This is a genomic window from Bradyrhizobium sp. USDA 3262 (genome assembly GCF_054060035.1).
The window spans coordinates 3,823,445-3,840,688 of record NZ_JBSSCT010000001.1 but is presented as its reverse complement, the minus strand read 5'-3'; the positions used below and the strand labels follow the sequence as shown (position 1 = coordinate 3,840,688).

Here is a 17,244-nt window from a genome sequence, read left to right as displayed (position 1 = left end):
CCCTGCCATCATGCCGTCCGCCGCGTCTCCGGCATCACCAGCCAGATCACGAACAGTCCGAACGCGGCGATCCCGGCGAGGCCCATGAAGGCGGTGCTGCTGCCGAGCTTGTCGCTAACATAGCCGGCCAGCACCGTGCTGAGCGACGCGCCAATGCCGACCGCGGTTCCGACAATGCCCTGCGCCAGGTTGAAATGGCCGCTGCCGAAGGCGACGTCGGCCACGATCAGCGGCACCATCACGCTGAAGATCGCCGCGGTGATGCCGTCGAAAATCTGCACCATGACCAGCACATAGGGGTCGCGCACCGTCGCGAACAACAGGCCGCGGATCGCCAGCGCGGCGAATGCGATCAACAGCAGCGGCCGCCGCCCCCAGGCCTGCGCCTTGCGGCCGACCGACGGCGAGGACAGCGCGACGATCGCCTGCGGCACAATGATGCAGGCCGCGATCAGGACCGGCGCCCATTGGCTCGACCGTGTCGTCACCACGCCCGCCATCAAGGGCAGCATCGCGGCATTGGCGAGCTGGAACAGCATCATCGCGCCGGCAAAGATCAAGAGCGGCCGCTGCCGCACCAGGCCGACGACGCTGGTGGCGCGCTTGTCGGGGACCTCGCGTTTCACCTCGCCATGGGCCTGGGCGATGTCGATCTCGCGCTCGCGGATCCGCGCCAGCGACAACAGCGTCGGGATCGCCAGGATGAAGGTGACGAGGAACACCGATCGGCTCGACAGCAGATAGCCGCAGGCGCCCATCAGTGCCGCGGCCGAGCCGCTGCCGAGCGAGGCGAAGCGCGCGTTGCGGCCGAGCCGCTCGCCGATCGCAAGCGGCCCGACCAGGCCGAGGCTGATCGCGGCGATCGCCGGACCGAGCACGCAGCTCGCGAGCGCGTGCAGCGTCGCGGCGAGCGTCACCACGGGAAAGATCGGCCAGAGCGCGTAGGCCAGCGCACTGGCGCCGATCGCGGCCACCGCACAGCCCGCAACGACCCGCTCCGAGCGCGCCGCATCGACGATCGCTCCACCGGGCATCTGGCCCAAGAGGCCGATGATGCCGCCGATCGAGAGCACGAAGCCGATCTCGACCTGGGTCCATTTCTGCGTCGTCAGATAGACCGCGACGAACGGGCCGAAGCCGGTCTGCACGTCGGCCAGGAAGAAGATGAACCAGTCGAGGCCGCGCTGGCTTTCGCGCGACGGCGCACGCGGTTCCTCGGGACTGCCTTGATCGGGGGCGAGCGGCACAACATTAGTACCGCCGGCTGATCGCTTGCCACGACCGTCGCCAACCGTCTCTAAAGAAGAGTTCGGACGCGCGACCAGCTTTACCCCCTAATGTTCGTAGTCCCATGGATGCAGGCTTCCCGCCGCGCCCAGCACGATCAGCGGCGTATCTTCCTTGTACTCGGGTGCAGCGCTGACCTGCTGCTTGTTGAGGTCCAGCGTGATGCTGTCGCTCTTGCTGGAAACACCGGCGAAACGCAGCGCGTTCCAATCGACCACGATCTTGCGGCTGCCGACGCCGAGGAACCCACCGAAATCGATCACTGCGGCGCGGACCTTGCCGTCGCGGTCGACAATGACGTCGACGATGCGGCCCATGTTCTCATTGGCGGAACTGCGAACGTCGCGCCCGAGAATGCCGTGCGCATCGCGCGCGCCGATCACGGTCACCGACGGCGGCGGCGACGGCTCCTTGGACGATTCCTTTGAGGGCTCCTTGGCCTGCTCCTTTGGTGCTGCCTGGGTTGCCGGCGGCGCGGGAGTTGCGGGCGGCGCCTGAGCTGCCGGCGGCGCCTGGGCCGCCGGCGGCGGCGATGGTGTCGGCGACGGCGCTTCGTCGTCGGCGGCACGGACACCCGCGCATGTCAGCAGCGCCGCTGCGACCAGCATCATCATCATCCTCGGACGCATGTTACTCTCCCCGCGATTTCCCGGCGCACGCATGCCGCGCCACGACGCTCAATGCGTCAGCACGATCGACACCTGGATCTGGCCGCGCGTGCGCAACACTTCCAGCGACACCTCGTCGCCATGGCGGCGCAGCCTCAGATCGACGCTGGAGGCGCCGAGCCTGAGGTCGCGCAGCACCACGTCGTTGAGGAACTCCGGCAGCCGCGGATCGCGCAAGCGAATCTCGCCGCGCGCGGTGTCGAACTCGAGGCCGAGCGCCGCCTCCAGCAGCGTGAACGGCGTCGCGCTCGCCCAGGCCTGCGGTGCACAGGCCACGGGATAGAGCACCGGGCCGCGCCGGCGCTCGCGGCGGAAGCCGCAGAACAGCTCCGGCAGCCGTCGCAGTTCCATATAGCTTGCGGCATCGAACAGGCCCTTGAACAGATGCGCGACCGAATGCTTGAGGCCGTAGCGGGCAAATCCGAGCGCGATCAGCGCATTGTCATGCGGCCAGATCGAGCCATCGTGATAGGACATCGGGTTGTAGCGCGCTTCGCCTGCGGCGACGGTGCGGATGCCCCAGCCCGAGAAGAACTTCTGGCTCATCAGGTCGGCGGCGACCCGTCGCGCGCGGTCTTCCCGCACCATGCCGGAAAACAATGTCTGGCCGGCATTCGACGTGCGCACCTTGCACGGCTGCTTGGCGCCGTCGAGCGCGACCGCATAGGTGCCGAGCTCCTCGCACCAGAATGCTTCCTCGAACCGCTCGCGCAGCCGCTCGGCCTCGGCTTCCAGCTTCGCAGCCTTGTCGGCAAAGCCGAGTTTGCGCGCCGCGCGCGCGGCAAGCTGCTTGCCGGCAAACACATAGCCCTGCACTTCCGCCAGCGCGATGTTGCCCTCGGCAAGCGTTCCGTCGGCGTGGAAGATGGCGTCGAACGAATCCTTCCAGCCTTGATTGCGAAGCCCCTGCTCGGTGGCGCGCTGGTATTCGACGAAGCCGTCGCGATCCGGATCACCCGGGCCGTCGATCCATTGCAAACCGGCCTCGACCGCAGGCCACAGCTCGCGCAGCGTCTCCAGATCGCCGGTGCGCTCCAGATAGAGCCCGGCGAGCAGCACGAATAGCGGAGTGGAATCGACGCTGCCGTAATAATGCGCGAACGGCACCTCGCGAAGCGCGGCCATCTCGCCGCCGCGCATCTCATGCAGGATCTTGCCCGGCGCGGCATCGGCCAGCGGATCGACCGCCTTGGCCTGGAACAACGCGAGCCGCTTCAGCACGCCCTTGGCGATCCGCGGATCGACCCACAGCATCTGCAGCGCGGTGATCAGCCCGTCGCGGCCGAACGTCGTCGAATACCAGGGAATGCCGGCATAGGGGTAACGGCCCTGCGGCGTCTCGGTCATCAGCATGTTGAGGTCGGCCATCGCCTGGCACAGCACCTCGTTGAAGATGTTGTTCGAGGTCTCGATGCTGGCCGCGCCGGCCGACGAGGTCCGCATCTCGCGGCGATGCGCCAGCAGGCCGCGGAAGAACGGCACCGGCTTCTGCATGATCGGCTTGTTGCAGGAGACCGCGATGAACAGCGACGTGACCTGCCCCGGCTCGAGATCGAAATGATAGGTCGCCGCGTTGACCGACAGCCGCGTCGGCCGCGGATCGAAATGCAGCGCGGTGATCCGCGTCTGCTCGTCGAGGCCGCAATATTCCAGCACGACGTCGGTCGGTCCGAGCAGCTTGCTCGAGCCGATGCCACGCCGCGGCCGGCGCTCGCCGCGCACCTCGAACAGATCGGCAAAGTCGTTGTCGAACAGCAGTGTGAGATCGAAGCTCGCGGCATGATCGCCGTGATTCTGCAGGCCGATGCGCTGATAGGCCGTGCCGCGCCACAGGAAGATCGAGCGCACGATGTGCAGTGTGTCCTTCGGCAGGGTCAGACGGTCGTCGCGATAGACGTCGGAATTGGTGAGGTCGACCGTCAGCGCCGAATTGTCGTCGCGCATGTTGGAGCCGAGCAGGAGCGGCTGCACGTCCTCCAGCACCATTTCCAGCCGCGCCAGGTAGCGGGTGTCGGCGTTGAACAGGCCGTCCGGCCCACCGGCCGAGGCGCCGATGTCGCCATGGCTGTCGAGCACGATGAAAGTGTCGTCATGCTTGAGCGAGCGCCGCGGCCGTGCCGCGGGCCCGGTCATCGGAATGTAGAACGGCGATTCGGCGACGTGCTCAGTGATGCGAGCGGTGATGATCTGCGTAACGACGTCAGCTGCCATCTGAACCTCTGGCGACTTTGCTTGGCTCCACTTCGGCTCGAACGAACGCACCGGAACGCACAAACACGCTTGAGAACGCGGGGTCAGGCCGCGCTGGTGGAGAGGCGGCCCATCTCGCGCGCGACCAGGTCGCGGTAGGGGCCCCTTCCCTTCACGAGGATATCGGGCGGACCATCCTCGACGATGCGGCCGCCCTGCAGCACGATCACGCGGTCGAAGCTGCGCAGCGTCGCGAGTCGGTGCGCGATTGCGACCACGGTACGCCCGCGCATCAGCCGCGACAACGCCTCGCGGATCGCCTCCTCGGAGTCCGCATCGAGCGCCGCGGTGGCCTCGTCGAGCAGCAGGATCGGCGCGTCCTTCAGGAAGGCGCGCGCGATCGCGATCCGCTGGCGCTGGCCGCCGGAGACCTTGACGCCGCGATCGCCGACGATGGTGTTCATGCCCTCGGGCAAGCTCTCGATGAAGTCGCAGCGCGCCGCGATCGCCGCCCGCAGCACCTCGTCGTCGGTGGCGTCCGGCCGGCCGTAGCGGATGTTCTCCAGGATCGAACGATGGAACAGGGAGATATCCTGCGGCACCACCGAGATTGCCGCGCGCAGGCTCTGCTGGGTGACGCGCGAGATGTCCTGGCCGTCGACGGTGATGTTGCCCTGCTCGACGTCGTAGAAGCGCTGCAGAAGGGTAAATAATGTTGACTTGCCACCACCCGACTGGCCAACCAGGCCGACCCGCTGGCCGGGCTGGATGCGCAGGCTGAAGCGCTCGAACACCTGCAGGCCGCCGGGATAGCGGAACGCGACATTGTTGAAGGCGATCGCGGCGCCGCTCTTCACCAGCGCCTCGGCCTCCGGATGGTCCTTCAGCTCGTGCGGCTGCAGCAGCGTCGCCAGCGCCTCGGTCAGCCGGGCGACATGCTGGGTGACGTCGACCAGCGCGACCGCGAGATCGCGGGTGGCGCTGAGGATCGAGATGCCGAGCGTGCACACCAGCACCACGTCGCCGGTGGTCGCCGCGCCCTGCTGCCAGAGGCTGAGGGCCCAGGCCAGCATCGCGATCGTCAGAATGACGGTCACGCCGGCGTGAACGAGACGGAGCTTTTCGAGATAGCGCAGGGAACGCCCCCGCGCGACGAGTTCCCGATTGACCGTCGCATCGAAGCGGTCGTGCTCATAGCCGAGGCCGCAGAACGCGCGCACCAGCGGCAGGTTGTTGATGACGTCGACCATTTCGCCGTCCACAGCAGCCGCCCTGTTGGCGAAATCGTCGTGCAGCGGCCGGCCGGCCGCGGCCATCCGGAACATGGCCACCACCATGGTTCCCGCGATCAGGATCAGCACCGCCGACATCGTCACGCTGACGGTTCCAACCAGGGCAATCGCCGCGAAGGTTGCGATGCAGGGCGGCAACACGTTCCACACAAACATGTTCTCGACGGTGAACACGGCGTTCGACGTCGCCGTGATCCGGCTGGTCAGCATGCCCGGCAGCCGGTCCGTGAAATAACTCGGCGCGTGACCGGTGAGATGGCGGAACATATCGCGGCGAAGGTCGCCGGTGACGCTGACAAAGGTGTAGCTCGCGGTCCAGCTCGCGATCCGCCACAGGAAGTTGTCGGCTGCGATCAGCGACATGAGCAGAGCGAATGCCAGCCATACGCCGTTTGCGGCCGACGGCCCTGCCGACAACGCATCGACCAGATTCTTCACGCCGTATTGCGTGCCTACCGAACAGGCAACCGCCGCAACCACGGCTGACAAAATCACAACATGCGACGGCAGGCGCCGGCGCAGATAGCGCAGCACAAAGGGAAATGGGCGATGCGCGTATCCTGACAGATGGTCCATGACGTCCTGCAAAGCTGTTGAAGGTGAACGAGAAAATTTAGTCGAAGCTCTCGCGCACGATGACGTGAAGGGCGGCGGTGGGATTCCTTGATGCGGCCATCACTGCGCAACAATTTTGCAACGCTGGCGTAGGCAAAAACGTGTTGGAGCGAGATGGCATCAGCAAGACCACAGTGTGATGGAAGAAAGAAGCGACAGATCTCCCACATCTAAGGAACCTCGCACGTGCGAGAACGTTCCCGTCTTTGGCATGTCGGTGCCATCTGAGGGCTGAGGGTAGTTCATTCCACATTACAAACAGGAGACGGAGAGATGCGCATCGCGCAGGTTGCCCCGCTGACGGAGGCTGTTCCCCCCAAGCTCTACGGCGGCACCGAACGGGTCGTGCACTGGCTGACCGAAGAACTTGTAACACTTGGACATGACGTGACGTTGTTCGCCAGTGGCGATTCTCAAACCTCCGCGAAGCTCGATGCGACCTGGCCGAAGGCACTGCGGCTCGACGGCTCGGTCCGCGATCCCAATGCGCTCCACATGGTGATGCTGGAACGCGTGCGGCAGAAGGCCGACGACGAGGAGTTCGACTTCCTGCACTGCCATCTTGACTATTATCCGTGGTCGCTGTTCTCGCGGCAGCCGACGCCGTTCGTCACCACATTGCACGGACGGCTCGACCTGCCGGAGCATCAGCCGGTCTTCAACACCTTCTCCAAGATTCCGGTGATCTCGATCTCCAACGCGCAGCGGCGGCCGGTGCCGCAGGCGCATTGGGTGCGCACGATCCATCACGGCCTGCCGGAGAATCTGCTGACGCCGCAACCGGCGAAGCCGTCCTACCTCGCGGTGCTCGGGCGGATCGCACCGGAGAAAGGCGTCGATCGCGCGATCAAGATCGCAACCCGCTGCGGCATTCCACTGAAGATCGCGGCCAAGGTCGATCGTGCCGACCAGGAATATTACGATGAGTTGATCAAGCCACTCATCACCAGCAACCCGTTGGTCGAGTTCATCGGCGAGATCAGCGACCGCGAGAAGCCGGATTTTCTCAGCGGCGCGATCGGGCTGCTGGTTCCGATCGACTGGCCGGAGCCGTTCGGCCTCGTGATGATCGAAGCGATGGCCTGCGGCACGCCCGTCATCGCCTATAACCGCGGCTCGGTGCCGGAGATCATCGAGGATGGTCTGACCGGCTTCATCGTCGAGGACGAGATCAGTGCGATCTCCTCCGTCGGCCGCCTCGGAACGCTCAATCGCGACGCGATCCGTAAGCAGTTCGAGACCCGCTTTACCGCGCGGCGCATGGCGCTCGACTATCTCGCCGCCTTCCGCAGCCTGATGGAAGCCGAACCACGCTTCAAGCTGGTGGCCAGCGCGGAGTAGCAGTTGCAGCGGCCGATCGAATGATCCGGCGAGCCGGCCGGCACCATCCGTGCCGGTCCGTCGGGTCATTCGATTGTCAATAATACCGTCGCGTGCGTCGGCAACTCTCACGCAGCAAAACAATCCGCATGCGTGCGTCGCGCGATTGCTGCGACGCACCAGCGATGACAGGTTTCCCCATGAGTTCGGCCGATATCGCCTTTGCGAATGCCGAATTACGTGCTCTTATGCGCCCCGCTTGAGCAAAAATAATAAGCGAGCGGACGGAGCAACCGTGCCGTGATCGCGCAGGGGGGAACGCCATGACAGGGGACCGCAAGCCGTCGGCCATTAATAATGCCGCACCGATCAAAGCCTCACAAAAGAAGCTGAACCGCCGCAAATTCCTCGCCAAAACCGGCGGCGTGTTGGCGGCAGGCGCGTTCGGCGCCGTTCCGCTGCGCGGCTGGGCGGCCGACCCGATCAACATTGGCGCGCTCTATCCGACCACCGGCAGCATGGCGCAGATCGGCGTCGGCTGCGTAGCTGCGGCCAAGCTCGCGGTCGACATGGTCAACGAGGCCGGCGGCATCAAGTCGCTCGGCGGCGCCAAGCTCAACCTCATCGTCTCGGACGTGCAGAGCGACACCACGGTGACGCGCACCGAGACCGACCGCCTGATCACGGGCAACAAGCTGTCGGCGATCCATGGCTGCTATGCGAGCGCGCTGACCTTGATCGCGAGCGAAGTCTGCGAACGGGCGAAGGTCCCGATCATCACCGGATCGAGCTCCGATCAGCTCAACAAGGGACGCACCTACACCTTCACGCCGTTCGCGCGCGCCTCGCAGTTTGCCAAGGCGCAGCTGCAGATGGCCAAGCTGGTCAGCGAGCAGGCCAAGGTCGCCGTGATTTTCGAGAACACTGCGTTCGGCACCTCGACCTCGAACGGGCTGAAGGAGCTGGCGCCGGGCGAAGGCGTCGAGATCGTGATGTTCGAGCCCTATTCGGCCGGGTTCACCGACGCGAGCCCGCTGATCAACAAGGTCAAGGCCTCCGGCGCCAACACGCTGTTCTCGCTGTCCTATCTCAACGACCTCATCCTGATCGTGCGCACCGTGAAGCAGGTCGGGCTCAACATCGCGATCAACGGCGGCTCCGGCGGCTTCGTGATGCCGGACTTCTACAAGAATGTCGGCAATGCCGCCGAGGGCCTGCAGGGCGTCGCGCACTGGAACCACGATGTCAGCGACGACGCGCAGAAGGTGAATGTCGAATTCAAGAAGCGCACCGGCGAATTCGCGTTCGAATATGCCGGCGGCCTGGTCGCGCAGACCTTCATGCTGGCCGACGCGCTGGAGCGCGCCGCCTCCGCCGATCCCAAGAAGGTGCGCGAGGCGCTCTCGACGCTCGATGTCTCCTCGGGCTTTGCTGCGATGGCGCCGGGCGGCAAGGTGAAGTTCGGGCCGGACGGCAAGAACGTCTACGGCCGCCCGGTCGGCGTGCAGTGGCAGAACACCGATCTCGTTAGCGTCTTCCCGAAGGAAGACGCCCGCGCCCCGCTGATGAAGACCTGAGCCGCGGTCGCATCGCATGTGGGAGACACTGGCCCAGGCCGTGATCAACGGCCTGCTCATCGGCGGCATCTACGCGCTTGTCAGTATCGGCGTCACGCTGATCTTCGGCGTGGTCAAGATCGTCAACTTCGCCCAGGGCGAGTTCGTGATGATCGGGATGTATATCTCGTTCTTCCTCGCCACCCAGTTCGGCATCGATCCGCTGGTCTCGCTCGTGGTCTCGATGCCGGTGCTGTTCCTCGCCGGCGTCCTGATCCAGCATTTCCTGATCCGCAGGGTGCTGGGGCCGAACGACATGCCGCAGATCTTCCTGACCTTCGCGCTGTCGCTGTTGCTGCTCAATCTCTCGCTGATGTTGTTCAGCGCCAACTACCGCACCGTCCACACGTCCTATTCGGATGCGGCGTGGCACATCGGCGGGCTGTACATACCGGTGGCGAAACTGATCGCCTTCGCGGTCGCAATGGCGCTGAGCGGGCTGCTGTGGGTGTTCCTGCACACCACGGATCTCGGCCGCGCCATGCGCGCGGCGTCGCAGAACCGCGACGTCGCGATGCTGATGGGGATCAATCCGAACCGCGTGTTCGCGGTCGCGTTCGGCACCGCGCTGGCGCTCGCGGGCGCCGCCGGCTCGCTGCTGATGCCGTTCTATTCGGCCTATCCATTCGTCGGCCAGGTGTTCGTGCTGATGGCGTTCGTCGCCGTCGTGATGGGCACGCTCGGCAATGTGATGGGCGCGCTGATCGCAAGCCTGATGATGGGCGTCGCGGAATCGCTCGGCATCCAGTTCGTCGGCGCCGATTCCGGCCTTATCGTGGTGTTCGCGCTGCTGCTGCTGACGCTTGCCTTCAGGCCGAGCGGGCTCGGCGCCAGGAGGGGCCGGTGATGCGGACGTCCAGCAACTTCAAATGGCTGTGGCTCGCGATCGGGGCCGCCGTCATGCTCGCCTTGCCCCAGCTCGTCACCTCATCGTTCGCGATCGACATCTTCATCCGCATCCTGCTGTTCTCCTTCATCGGCGTCGCCTGGAACCTGATGGGCGGCTACGCCAAGCAGCTGTCGCTCGGGCACGCCGCCTATTTCGGGCTCGGCGCCTACACCTCGACCATCATGCAGGTGAATTACGGCATCTCGCCCTGGATCGGGATGATCGCGGGCGGCGTGGTCGCGATGCTCGCGAGCCTGCCGATCGGCTGGCTCTGCTTCCGCCTGCGCGGCCCCTACTTCACCATCGCCACCATCGCGACCGCCCAGGTGCTGATGCTGATCTTCCTCAAGTTCCGCGACTTTGCCTGGGGCGCCGAAGGCACCACGATCCCGAACCTCGGCAGTGCGCCGTTGATGATGCAGTTCGAGGAGAAGTCGTCTTACTATTACGTCGTGCTCGGCCTGCTCGTGGTCGGGCTATGGATCACCCACAGAATCGAGAAATCCTGGATCGGCTACTATCTCGTCGCGATCGGCGAGGATGAGGACGCCGCCGAAGCGGTCGGCGTCAACGCGCCGAAGGTCAAGCGCGACATCTACATGATCAGCGCGTTCCTGACCGCGCTCGCTGGGACGTTCTACACGCAGTACATCTACTTCATCGATCCTGCGACCGCGTTCAGCTTCAACGTCTCGATCGAGGCGGCGCTGGTGTCGATCGTCGGCGGCATCGGCACGCTGTGGGGGCCGGTGATCGGCACCGTGCTGTTGGAGACCACGTCGGCGCTGCTGCAGAGCTGGCTCGGCAGCTCGGTGGGCGGCATCCAGCTCACGGTCTACAGCCTGATCCTGATGGCTGTGATCCTGTGGCGGCCGACCGGGCTGATCGGGTTCGCGATCGATATCTACCATCGCACCGCCCGGCGCAAGCCGGCGCGCGCCTGAGGTCGTCGCGATGGCAGAAGCACTGGTCATCAAGGGTCTCAGCAAGCGCTTCGGCGGCCTGCGTGCCGTCCAGGATGTCAGCTTCACCGTTCAGGAGAACGAGACGGTCGCGCTAATCGGGCCGAACGGCGCCGGCAAGACCACGAGCTTTCATTTGATCACGGGATTTCACCGGCCGGATTCCGGCTCGGTGCTCGCCTTCGGCCACGAGGTCGTGGGGCTCAAGCCGCATGACGTCTGCGCGCTCGGCCTTGCCCGCACCTTCCAGGTGGCAAAGCCGTTCGGCGCGATGACGGTGCTCGCCAATGTGATGACCGGCGCGTTCCTGCGCGACCGCCATATCGCGGCCGCGCGCAACAAGGCGCGCGAGGCGATCGAGTTCGTCGGCCTCGGCGCCAAGGAGCAGACGCCGGCCAAGGACCTCACCACCATCGACCAGCGCCGGCTGGAAATGGCCCGCGCGCTGGCAACGCAGCCCAGGATCCTGCTGCTCGATGAGGTGATGGCCGGGCTCAACCCGGCCGAGATCGACCAGGCGGTGGCGCTGGTGAAGAAGCTCTCCGCCAGCGGGCTGACCATCGTGATCGTCGAGCATGTGATGCGCGCGATCATGGCGGTGGCGCGCCACATCGTGGTGCTCGACCACGGCCAGAAGATCGCCGAGGGCGCGCCGAAGGAGATCGTGGAGAATCCGGAAGTGATCCGCGCCTATCTCGGCTCCTACGTGCATCCGCCGGCGCAGGGAGACGCCCATGCTTGAGCTCTCCCGCGTCAGCGCCAGCTACGGCTCGGTCCCCGCCATCACCGACGTCAGCATCTCCATTGGCGAGGGCGAAGCCGTCGGCCTGCTCGGTGCCAACGGTGCCGGCAAGAGCACGACGCTGCGCGCCGTCTCCGGCCTCGTCAAGCTGTTCAGCGGCAAGGTCACGTTCGATGGCGTCGACCTCGCCACGCTGCCGCCTTACCGGATTCCCGAGCTCGGCATCGCGCACGTCCCTGAAGGCCGCCAGGTGTTCCCGGAAATGACGGTGCAAGAGAATCTCGAGATCGGCGCCTACACGCCGAAGGCCAAGGCGGATCGCGCACGCACGATGGAGCTCGTCTACAGCATCTTCCCGCGGCTCGCCGACCGCAGGAAACAGCTCGCCGGCACCATGAGCGGCGGCGAGCAGCAGATGGTCGCGGTCGGCCGCGGGCTGATGTTGAAGCCCCGCCTGTTGATGCTGGACGAGCCCTCGCTCGGCCTCGCGCCTGTCATGACCGACGTGACCTTCGAGAAGATCGGCGAGATCCACAAAATGGGCACCGCGATCCTCTTGGTCGAGCAGAATGTCAGCCGCGCGCTGTCACTGGTGCAGCGCGCCTATGTGTTGGAAAGCGGCAACGTGATCATGCAGGGCACCAGCGCCGAGCTCGCAGGCAACAAGCAGGTACAGGCAGCGTATCTCGGGATTTGAGGCATCGTCTGCTAACCCGTCATCCCCGCGCAAAGGCTTCGCCTTTGTCGCTGGAGGAGCCGCGTAGCGGCGTCTCGAAGGATGAATCGGCCACCAGCCGGGCCGTCGACCCTTCGAGACGCGCGTTCCGCGCTCCTCAGGGTGACGGTTTGTAAATTCCGCGTGCGCGGCTCTACGTCACCGCCGTCCGCTTCGGCTCGACAATCTCGAACATCCGCGGGAATTCGTCCATCAGCGCCATCAATTCACCGAGCCGCTGCGGCTCGCCTGATGCCTTGATCCTGCCGGCATCGACGGCGTCCGGGAACGTGGTCAGCTTGGCGATGACCTCGTCGAGCACGCTGCGCGCCAGCGTGAAGCTCGCCTGCGCATCGACCGCCTGCGCACCCCCGACGTAGGTCAGGGCGGAATTCTCGAGATTGAGCACGAAGGTCTCGCCGGTGTCGGTGAAGCTCCAGTTCAGCACGAAGCGCTTGCCTTCGGCCTTGGGGCCGTTGAGGCGGATGCCGAGCACGTCCCAGAGCTGCTCGGTGCGCAGCGCAGCCAGCGTCTCGCGCGGCATCGGCGAGCGCGGCGGCGTCTTCGGCATGCCCTGCCGCAGTTCCTGCGCACCGAACAGATAGGCGTTGCGCCAGGTCGAGCTTTCCGCGGCGTAGCCGAGCTGCTCGAACGTATCGGCGAGGAGCGAACGCGCGGCCTGATTATCAGGCTCCGCGAACACGAGATGGCTGACGGCCTGCGCCACGAAACGGAATTCGCCCTTGGCAAAATCCGCCGCGGCGCGTTTCAGGATCGCATCGGCGCCGCCCATATACTCGACATATTTCTTGCCGGCCTCGACTGGCGGCAGCGGATCGAGATGGACCGGGTTGGCGTCGTACCAGCCGAGGTACTTCTGGTAGATCGCCTTCACGTTGTGCCTGATATGGCCGTAGTAGCCGCGGCCGTGCCAGGCGCCCTCCAGGCTCTGCGGCAGGCGGATCGTCTCGGCGATCTCGGCCGCGTTGAGGCCGTGGTTCATCAGACGGATGGTCTGGTCATGCGCGTATTTGTAGAGGTCGCGCTGCTCGCGGATCATGGTGTCGATCCGCGCCTGCCCCCACACCGGCCAGTGGTGCTGGCCGCACATCGCTTCCGCCTTGCCGCCCCACATCTGCAGCGCCTCGCCGAGATATTTCGACCAGGCCAGCGCATCGCGCACATCGGCGCCGCGGAACGGCAGCAGATTGTGGAAGTTGTGGGTGCAATTTTCGGCGAGGTTCAACAGCTTGTAGCGCGGGATGAAGAAATGCATCTCCGCCGGCGCTTCGCTGTTGGGCGCCATCTGGAATTCGAACTCGACGCCGTCGATCACGCGCTTGTCGCCGGTGGCGATGATCAGGTCGGTCGGCCGCAGCAGCGCCACGCCACCCGCCGCCATGGTCTTGCCGAGGCCACAATCGACATGGCCCCGCACGCCCTTGGCGAGGAACGGCCCGAACTGGTATTGCGCGCGGCGCAGCATCGCCGGCCCCGCGATGATGTTCTCGGAGACCGCGTGCTCCATGAAGAAGTTCGGCGCGATGATCGGTACGCCCGCCGCCAGCATGGCGTCGTTGAGCACGCCGCGCGCGCCGCCCCAATGGTCGGTGTGGGTATGCGTAAAGATCACGGCGGCGACCGGTCGCTTGCCGCGGTGCCGGAAGTACAATTCCATCGCGGCGCGCGCGCCCTCGATCGAGGTCAGCGTGTCGACCACGATGACGCCCTTGTCGCCCTCGATCAGCGTCATGTTGGCGATGTCGAGGCCGCGCACCTGATAGACGCCCGGCACCACCTCGAACAGGCCGTGATGCATGTTGAGCCGCGACTGCCGCCACAGGCTCGGATCGACGGTCGCGGGCGCCTTCTCCTCCGACAGGAATCGGTAAGGCTCGAGACTCCAGACCACCCTGCCCTGCGCCGAGGTGACGCGCGCGTTCTCGATGGTGCCGAGAAAGCCGCGCGCGGCGTCGTCGAAGTCCCTGATGTCGGCGAACGGCAGCGCCTTGAGCGTCGCCGCGTGCTGCGCGATGACCGGTGCGGACGCCGCCTTCGGACCTTCGTGCGACGTTTCGCCTGCGGTTGTCTGGGCCATACTCAAGCACTCCCTCGATTGGCGGAAATCGGTTCCGATCGCGCTTCCCTCAGCGGAATTGCACGCCCTCGAACTGGCCGCTGCGGCGCCAGCCGTCGATATATTTGAAGTAGGCCAGCGCGCCCGAGGGATGGCCGACATTGAGCTTGGCGGCGGGACCGGGCTCACGGCCCTCATTGTTGTAGTAGCCGGGCGTGCAATCCGGCCCGCCGATCATCCGGCCGACGCCGGTCAGCAGCAGTTCGACCCAGCGATCCTCGGCTTCCTTGCTGACCTCGATTTCCTTGAAGCCGTTGTCCTGCGCGTGACCGACCATCAGCGCGATGGTGCGCGCCGCTTCGGTCAGATTGTGCGGCACGTTGGAGATCAGATTGGCGCCCTGGGTCGGCTGCACGAAGAACACGTTGGGGAAACCGTGCACGTGGATGCCGTGCTTGGTGCGCATGCCCTCGGCCCAATGCCCCGACAGCTTGACGCCATCGCGGCCCTTCAGATCGAAGCCCGCGCGCCGCTTGTACTCGGTACCGACCTCGAAGCCGGACGCGTAGATGATGCAGTCGAGCGCGTATTCCTTGCCGGCGACGACGATCCCATTCTCGGTGATCTCCTCGACGCCCCTGCCGTCGGTATCGACCAGATGGGTGCTAGGGGTGTTGAACGCCTGAAGATAGGCGTCGTGGAAGCACGGCCGCTTGCAGAGCTGGCCGTACCAGGCCTTGAGATTCCTGGCGGTGTCGGCATCGCGGACGATGGTGTCGATCCGGTTGCGGATTTCCTCCATCTTCTCGAAGTCGGAATCCTCGAACGCCGCCCGCATGTTTTCCACGCTTCGCTGCTCGCGCGGCAGCAGCATGATCTTGGCGCGGATCCGCTTCGACAGGTCGGTCCAGCCGTCCTGCACCAGATCTTCCTCGGCCGATCCGCCGGCCTGGTTGGCGGTGAAATTCTCCAGCCAGCGCTGTTGCCAGCCCGGCGTCGCGATCTCGGCAAACCAGTCGGGATCGATCGGCCCGTTGCCGCGCACATCGACCGACGATGGCGTGCGCTGGAATACGTAGAGCTCCCTGCAGGCGCGCGCGAGGTGCGGAATGCATTGCACCGAGGTCGCGCCGGTGCCGATGATGCCGACGCGCTTGTCGGCAAGCCTCTCCATCAGCGCGCCCTTGGGATCGCCGCCGGTGTAGTCGTAATCCCAGCGGCTGGTGTGGAACGAGTGGCCCTTGTAGCGCTCGATGCCGGGAATGCCGGGCAGCTTCGGCACATGCAGCGGGCCGGTGCCGATGCCGACATATTGCGCGGTGAAGGCGTCGCCCCGCGTGGTGCGGATGATCCAGCGCGATTGCGCCGCGTCCCAATCGAGGCTCGTCACCTCGGTGTGGAACAGCGCGTTGTCATAGAGATTGAATTGCCGGCCGATCCGCTGGCAGTGCGCGAGGATCTCGGGCGCATGCGCGTATTTCTCCGACGGCATGTGGCCGGTCTCTTCGAGCAGCGGCATGTAGACCATCGACGCCGTGTCGCACTGCGCGCCGGGATACCTGTTCCAGTACCAGGTGCCGCCGAAATCGCCGCCCTTCTCGACGATGCGGACATCCTTGATCCCGGCCTCGGTCAGCCGCGCCGCAGTGGCGAGCCCGGCGAAGCCGCCGCCGATGAAGGCGAAGGTGACGTGGTCGGTCTTCGGCGCGCGCTCAACGATCGGCGTGTAGGGATCGTCGAGATAATGCGCGAGCTGGCCCTTGATCTGGAGATACTGGTCGTTGCCGTCGGGACGCAGCCGCTTGTTGCGTTCCTCCTGATACTTCAGGCGCAGCCGCGCCTTGTCGATCGCGGCGGGCTTTGCGTCTCGGGCTTGCTCGGTCATCGTCATCGGAGGGCGCCTCGCTCCAGCGGTTCCTAGTCCCTATTTTCCGGCCAGATAAACCGATATCGACACGATTTGCAAATTCATTTCGATATATTGACAAGTATGACCAACTGAGACCAATATTCCGTATGACAGCATCTTCCCCTGCCGAGGTTCAGGCGGATCCGTCCTTTGCGACCACCTTGGCGCATGGGCTCGACGTGCTGGCGGCGTTTCGCCGTCATCCGGGCTCGCTGTCGAACGCCGAACTCGCCTTGCATACCGGCCTGTCGCGGCCGACGGTGTCGCGGCTGACCTACACGCTCGAGCAGCTCGGCTATCTCAGGCGCGACGCCAAGGGCCGCTTCGTGCTCGGGCTGGGCGCGCTCGCCGCCGCCTATCCTGTGCTGTCCGCGCTGAAGGTGCGCCAACTGGCGCGTCCGCTGATGCGCGACTTCGCGACCTATGCCGGCGGCACGGTGTCGATCGCAATGCCGTTCGGGATCGACTTCATCTATGTCGAGACGTTGCGCACCACGGATACGGCGCCGCACGTGCCCGACGTCGGCTTTGTCAGCACGCTGGCGCCGACCGCGGTCGGGCGCGCACTGCTGTCGCTGTTCACCGACGAAGAGCTCGGCGCCTATGTCGCGCGCGTCAAGGCCGAGCGCCCCGACGAGTTCGACTACGTGCAGCAACGCACCTTGCCCGACATCGAATTGTGCCGCGAGCGCGGCTTTGCCGTCTCGCTCGGCGAATGGCGGCGCGAGATCTTCGGCGTCGCCGCCCCGCTCTATCGCACGCCGACCGGCGAATGCCTGTCGGTCAATTGCGGCGTCCCCTCCTTCCGCTTCAGCGCCGAGCAGATCGAGCGCGAATGCGGCCCGCGCATCCTCGGACTCGCCCGCAGCATCCGCGCGCTGGTGGAGGAAGGTTAGCCCGCGAACCTGCGGCATGGGCTACCTGCCATCGCGCCACGCGACGGCCGCCGCTTCACCTCGCCC

The 17,244-nt window shown here is 65.5% G+C and carries 13 protein-coding genes; 7 read left to right on the top strand and 6 right to left on the bottom strand.

The genetic code is table 11. The features are described from left to right. Window positions 1-8 precede the first annotated feature (8 nt). The 4 genes from ACVWYP_RS17640 to ACVWYP_RS17625 form a co-directional block, all read right to left on the bottom strand. Window positions 9-1,247 (bottom strand): MFS transporter, encoded by a 1,239-nt coding sequence (locus ACVWYP_RS17640; protein WP_304499205.1) that lies wholly within the window; start codon window positions 1,245-1,247, stop codon window positions 9-11. Between the two features lie 87 nt (window positions 1,248-1,334). Beyond that, window positions 1,335-1,904 (bottom strand): PRC-barrel domain-containing protein, encoded by a 570-nt coding sequence (locus ACVWYP_RS17635; protein ID WP_439711191.1) that lies wholly within the window; start codon window positions 1,902-1,904, stop codon window positions 1,335-1,337. 60 nt (window positions 1,905-1,964) lie between these two features. Continuing rightward, complete coding sequence (locus ACVWYP_RS17630) at window positions 1,965-4,166, bottom strand: amylo-alpha-1,6-glucosidase (RefSeq protein ID WP_304499203.1); 2,202 nt, start codon at window positions 4,164-4,166, stop codon at window positions 1,965-1,967. Window positions 4,167-4,249: 83 nt separating this feature from the next. Further along, window positions 4,250-6,013 (bottom strand): ABC transporter ATP-binding protein, encoded by a 1,764-nt coding sequence (locus ACVWYP_RS17625; protein ID WP_028338884.1) that lies wholly within the window; start codon window positions 6,011-6,013, stop codon window positions 4,250-4,252. Between the two features lie 312 nt (window positions 6,014-6,325). On the opposite strand from ACVWYP_RS17625, the gene ACVWYP_RS17620 reads away from it, so the two are divergent. The 6 genes from ACVWYP_RS17620 (at window position 6,326) to ACVWYP_RS17595 (ending at window position 12,278) form a co-directional block, all read left to right on the top strand. Next, complete coding sequence (locus ACVWYP_RS17620) at window positions 6,326-7,393, top strand: glycosyltransferase family 4 protein (protein ID WP_028338885.1); 1,068 nt, start codon at window positions 6,326-6,328, stop codon at window positions 7,391-7,393. 302 nt (window positions 7,394-7,695) lie between these two features. Then, on the top strand, window positions 7,696-8,949 hold the full coding sequence (locus ACVWYP_RS17615; RefSeq protein WP_028338886.1) for an ABC transporter substrate-binding protein: 1,254 nt from the start codon (window positions 7,696-7,698) through the stop codon (window positions 8,947-8,949). Window positions 8,950-8,965: 16 nt separating this feature from the next. After that, complete coding sequence (locus ACVWYP_RS17610; protein ID WP_028334343.1) at window positions 8,966-9,835, top strand: branched-chain amino acid ABC transporter permease; 870 nt, start codon at window positions 8,966-8,968, stop codon at window positions 9,833-9,835. Beyond that, entirely contained in the window at window positions 9,835-10,821 is a 987-nt protein-coding gene (locus ACVWYP_RS17605; RefSeq protein ID WP_304499202.1) for a branched-chain amino acid ABC transporter permease, read from the top strand. The genes ACVWYP_RS17610 and ACVWYP_RS17605 overlap by 1 nt, the downstream gene beginning before the upstream one ends. A 10-nt stretch (window positions 10,822-10,831) precedes the next feature. Beyond that, window positions 10,832-11,581: an ABC transporter ATP-binding protein gene (locus ACVWYP_RS17600; protein ID WP_028338888.1), complete on the top strand. Its 750-nt coding sequence runs from the start codon at window positions 10,832-10,834 to the stop codon at window positions 11,579-11,581. Next, window positions 11,574-12,278 carry an ABC transporter ATP-binding protein gene (locus ACVWYP_RS17595; protein ID WP_028338889.1) on the top strand — a complete coding sequence of 235 codons (705 nt, stop codon included), beginning with the start codon at window positions 11,574-11,576 and terminating at the stop codon, window positions 12,276-12,278. Before ACVWYP_RS17600 ends, ACVWYP_RS17595 begins: the two co-directional genes overlap by 8 nt. A gap of 172 nt (window positions 12,279-12,450) precedes the next feature. Here ACVWYP_RS17595 and ACVWYP_RS17590 read toward each other — a convergent pair whose 3' ends face one another. Both ACVWYP_RS17590 and ACVWYP_RS17585 read right to left on the bottom strand, forming a co-directional pair. Next, window positions 12,451-14,394 carry an alkyl/aryl-sulfatase gene (locus tag ACVWYP_RS17590; RefSeq protein ID WP_304499201.1) on the bottom strand — a complete coding sequence of 648 codons (1,944 nt, stop codon included), beginning with the start codon at window positions 14,392-14,394 and terminating at the stop codon, window positions 12,451-12,453. A 49-nt stretch (window positions 14,395-14,443) separates the two neighbouring features. Beyond that, window positions 14,444-16,264 carry a flavin-containing monooxygenase gene (locus ACVWYP_RS17585; protein ID WP_304499200.1) on the bottom strand — a complete coding sequence of 607 codons (1,821 nt, stop codon included), beginning with the start codon at window positions 16,262-16,264 and terminating at the stop codon, window positions 14,444-14,446. Between the two features lie 125 nt (window positions 16,265-16,389). Here ACVWYP_RS17585 and ACVWYP_RS17580 point away from each other — a divergent pair, with 125 nt between their 5' ends. Beyond that, on the top strand, window positions 16,390-17,178 hold the full coding sequence (locus ACVWYP_RS17580) for an IclR family transcriptional regulator (protein WP_304499199.1): 789 nt from the start codon (window positions 16,390-16,392) through the stop codon (window positions 17,176-17,178). Window positions 17,179-17,244: the final 66 nt, after the last annotated feature.

What these genes read in the sequence shown, in the direction of transcription:
- ACVWYP_RS17635 (WP_439711191.1), bottom strand. Translation starts at nt 1,904, where the DNA reads ATGATGATGATGCTGGTCGCAGCGGCGCTGCTGACATGCGCGGGTGTC.
- ACVWYP_RS17630 (WP_304499203.1), bottom strand. Translation starts at nt 4,166, where the DNA reads ATGGCAGCTGACGTCGTTACGCAGATCATCACCGCTCGCATCACTGAG.
- ACVWYP_RS17625 (WP_028338884.1), bottom strand. Translation starts at nt 6,013, where the DNA reads ATGGACCATCTGTCAGGATACGCGCATCGCCCATTTCCCTTTGTGCTG.
- ACVWYP_RS17620 (WP_028338885.1), top strand. Translation starts at nt 6,326, where the DNA reads ATGCGCATCGCGCAGGTTGCCCCGCTGACGGAGGCTGTTCCCCCCAAG.
- ACVWYP_RS17615 (WP_028338886.1), top strand. Translation starts at nt 7,696, where the DNA reads ATGACAGGGGACCGCAAGCCGTCGGCCATTAATAATGCCGCACCGATC.
- ACVWYP_RS17610 (WP_028334343.1), top strand. Translation starts at nt 8,966, where the DNA reads ATGTGGGAGACACTGGCCCAGGCCGTGATCAACGGCCTGCTCATCGGC.
- ACVWYP_RS17605 (WP_304499202.1), top strand. Translation starts at nt 9,835, where the DNA reads ATGCGGACGTCCAGCAACTTCAAATGGCTGTGGCTCGCGATCGGGGCC.
- ACVWYP_RS17600 (WP_028338888.1), top strand. Translation starts at nt 10,832, where the DNA reads ATGGCAGAAGCACTGGTCATCAAGGGTCTCAGCAAGCGCTTCGGCGGC.
- ACVWYP_RS17595 (WP_028338889.1), top strand. Translation starts at nt 11,574, where the DNA reads ATGCTTGAGCTCTCCCGCGTCAGCGCCAGCTACGGCTCGGTCCCCGCC.
- ACVWYP_RS17590 (WP_304499201.1), bottom strand. Translation starts at nt 14,394, where the DNA reads ATGGCCCAGACAACCGCAGGCGAAACGTCGCACGAAGGTCCGAAGGCG.
- ACVWYP_RS17585 (WP_304499200.1), bottom strand. Translation starts at nt 16,264, where the DNA reads ATGACGATGACCGAGCAAGCCCGAGACGCAAAGCCCGCCGCGATCGAC.
- ACVWYP_RS17580 (WP_304499199.1), top strand. Translation starts at nt 16,390, where the DNA reads ATGACAGCATCTTCCCCTGCCGAGGTTCAGGCGGATCCGTCCTTTGCG.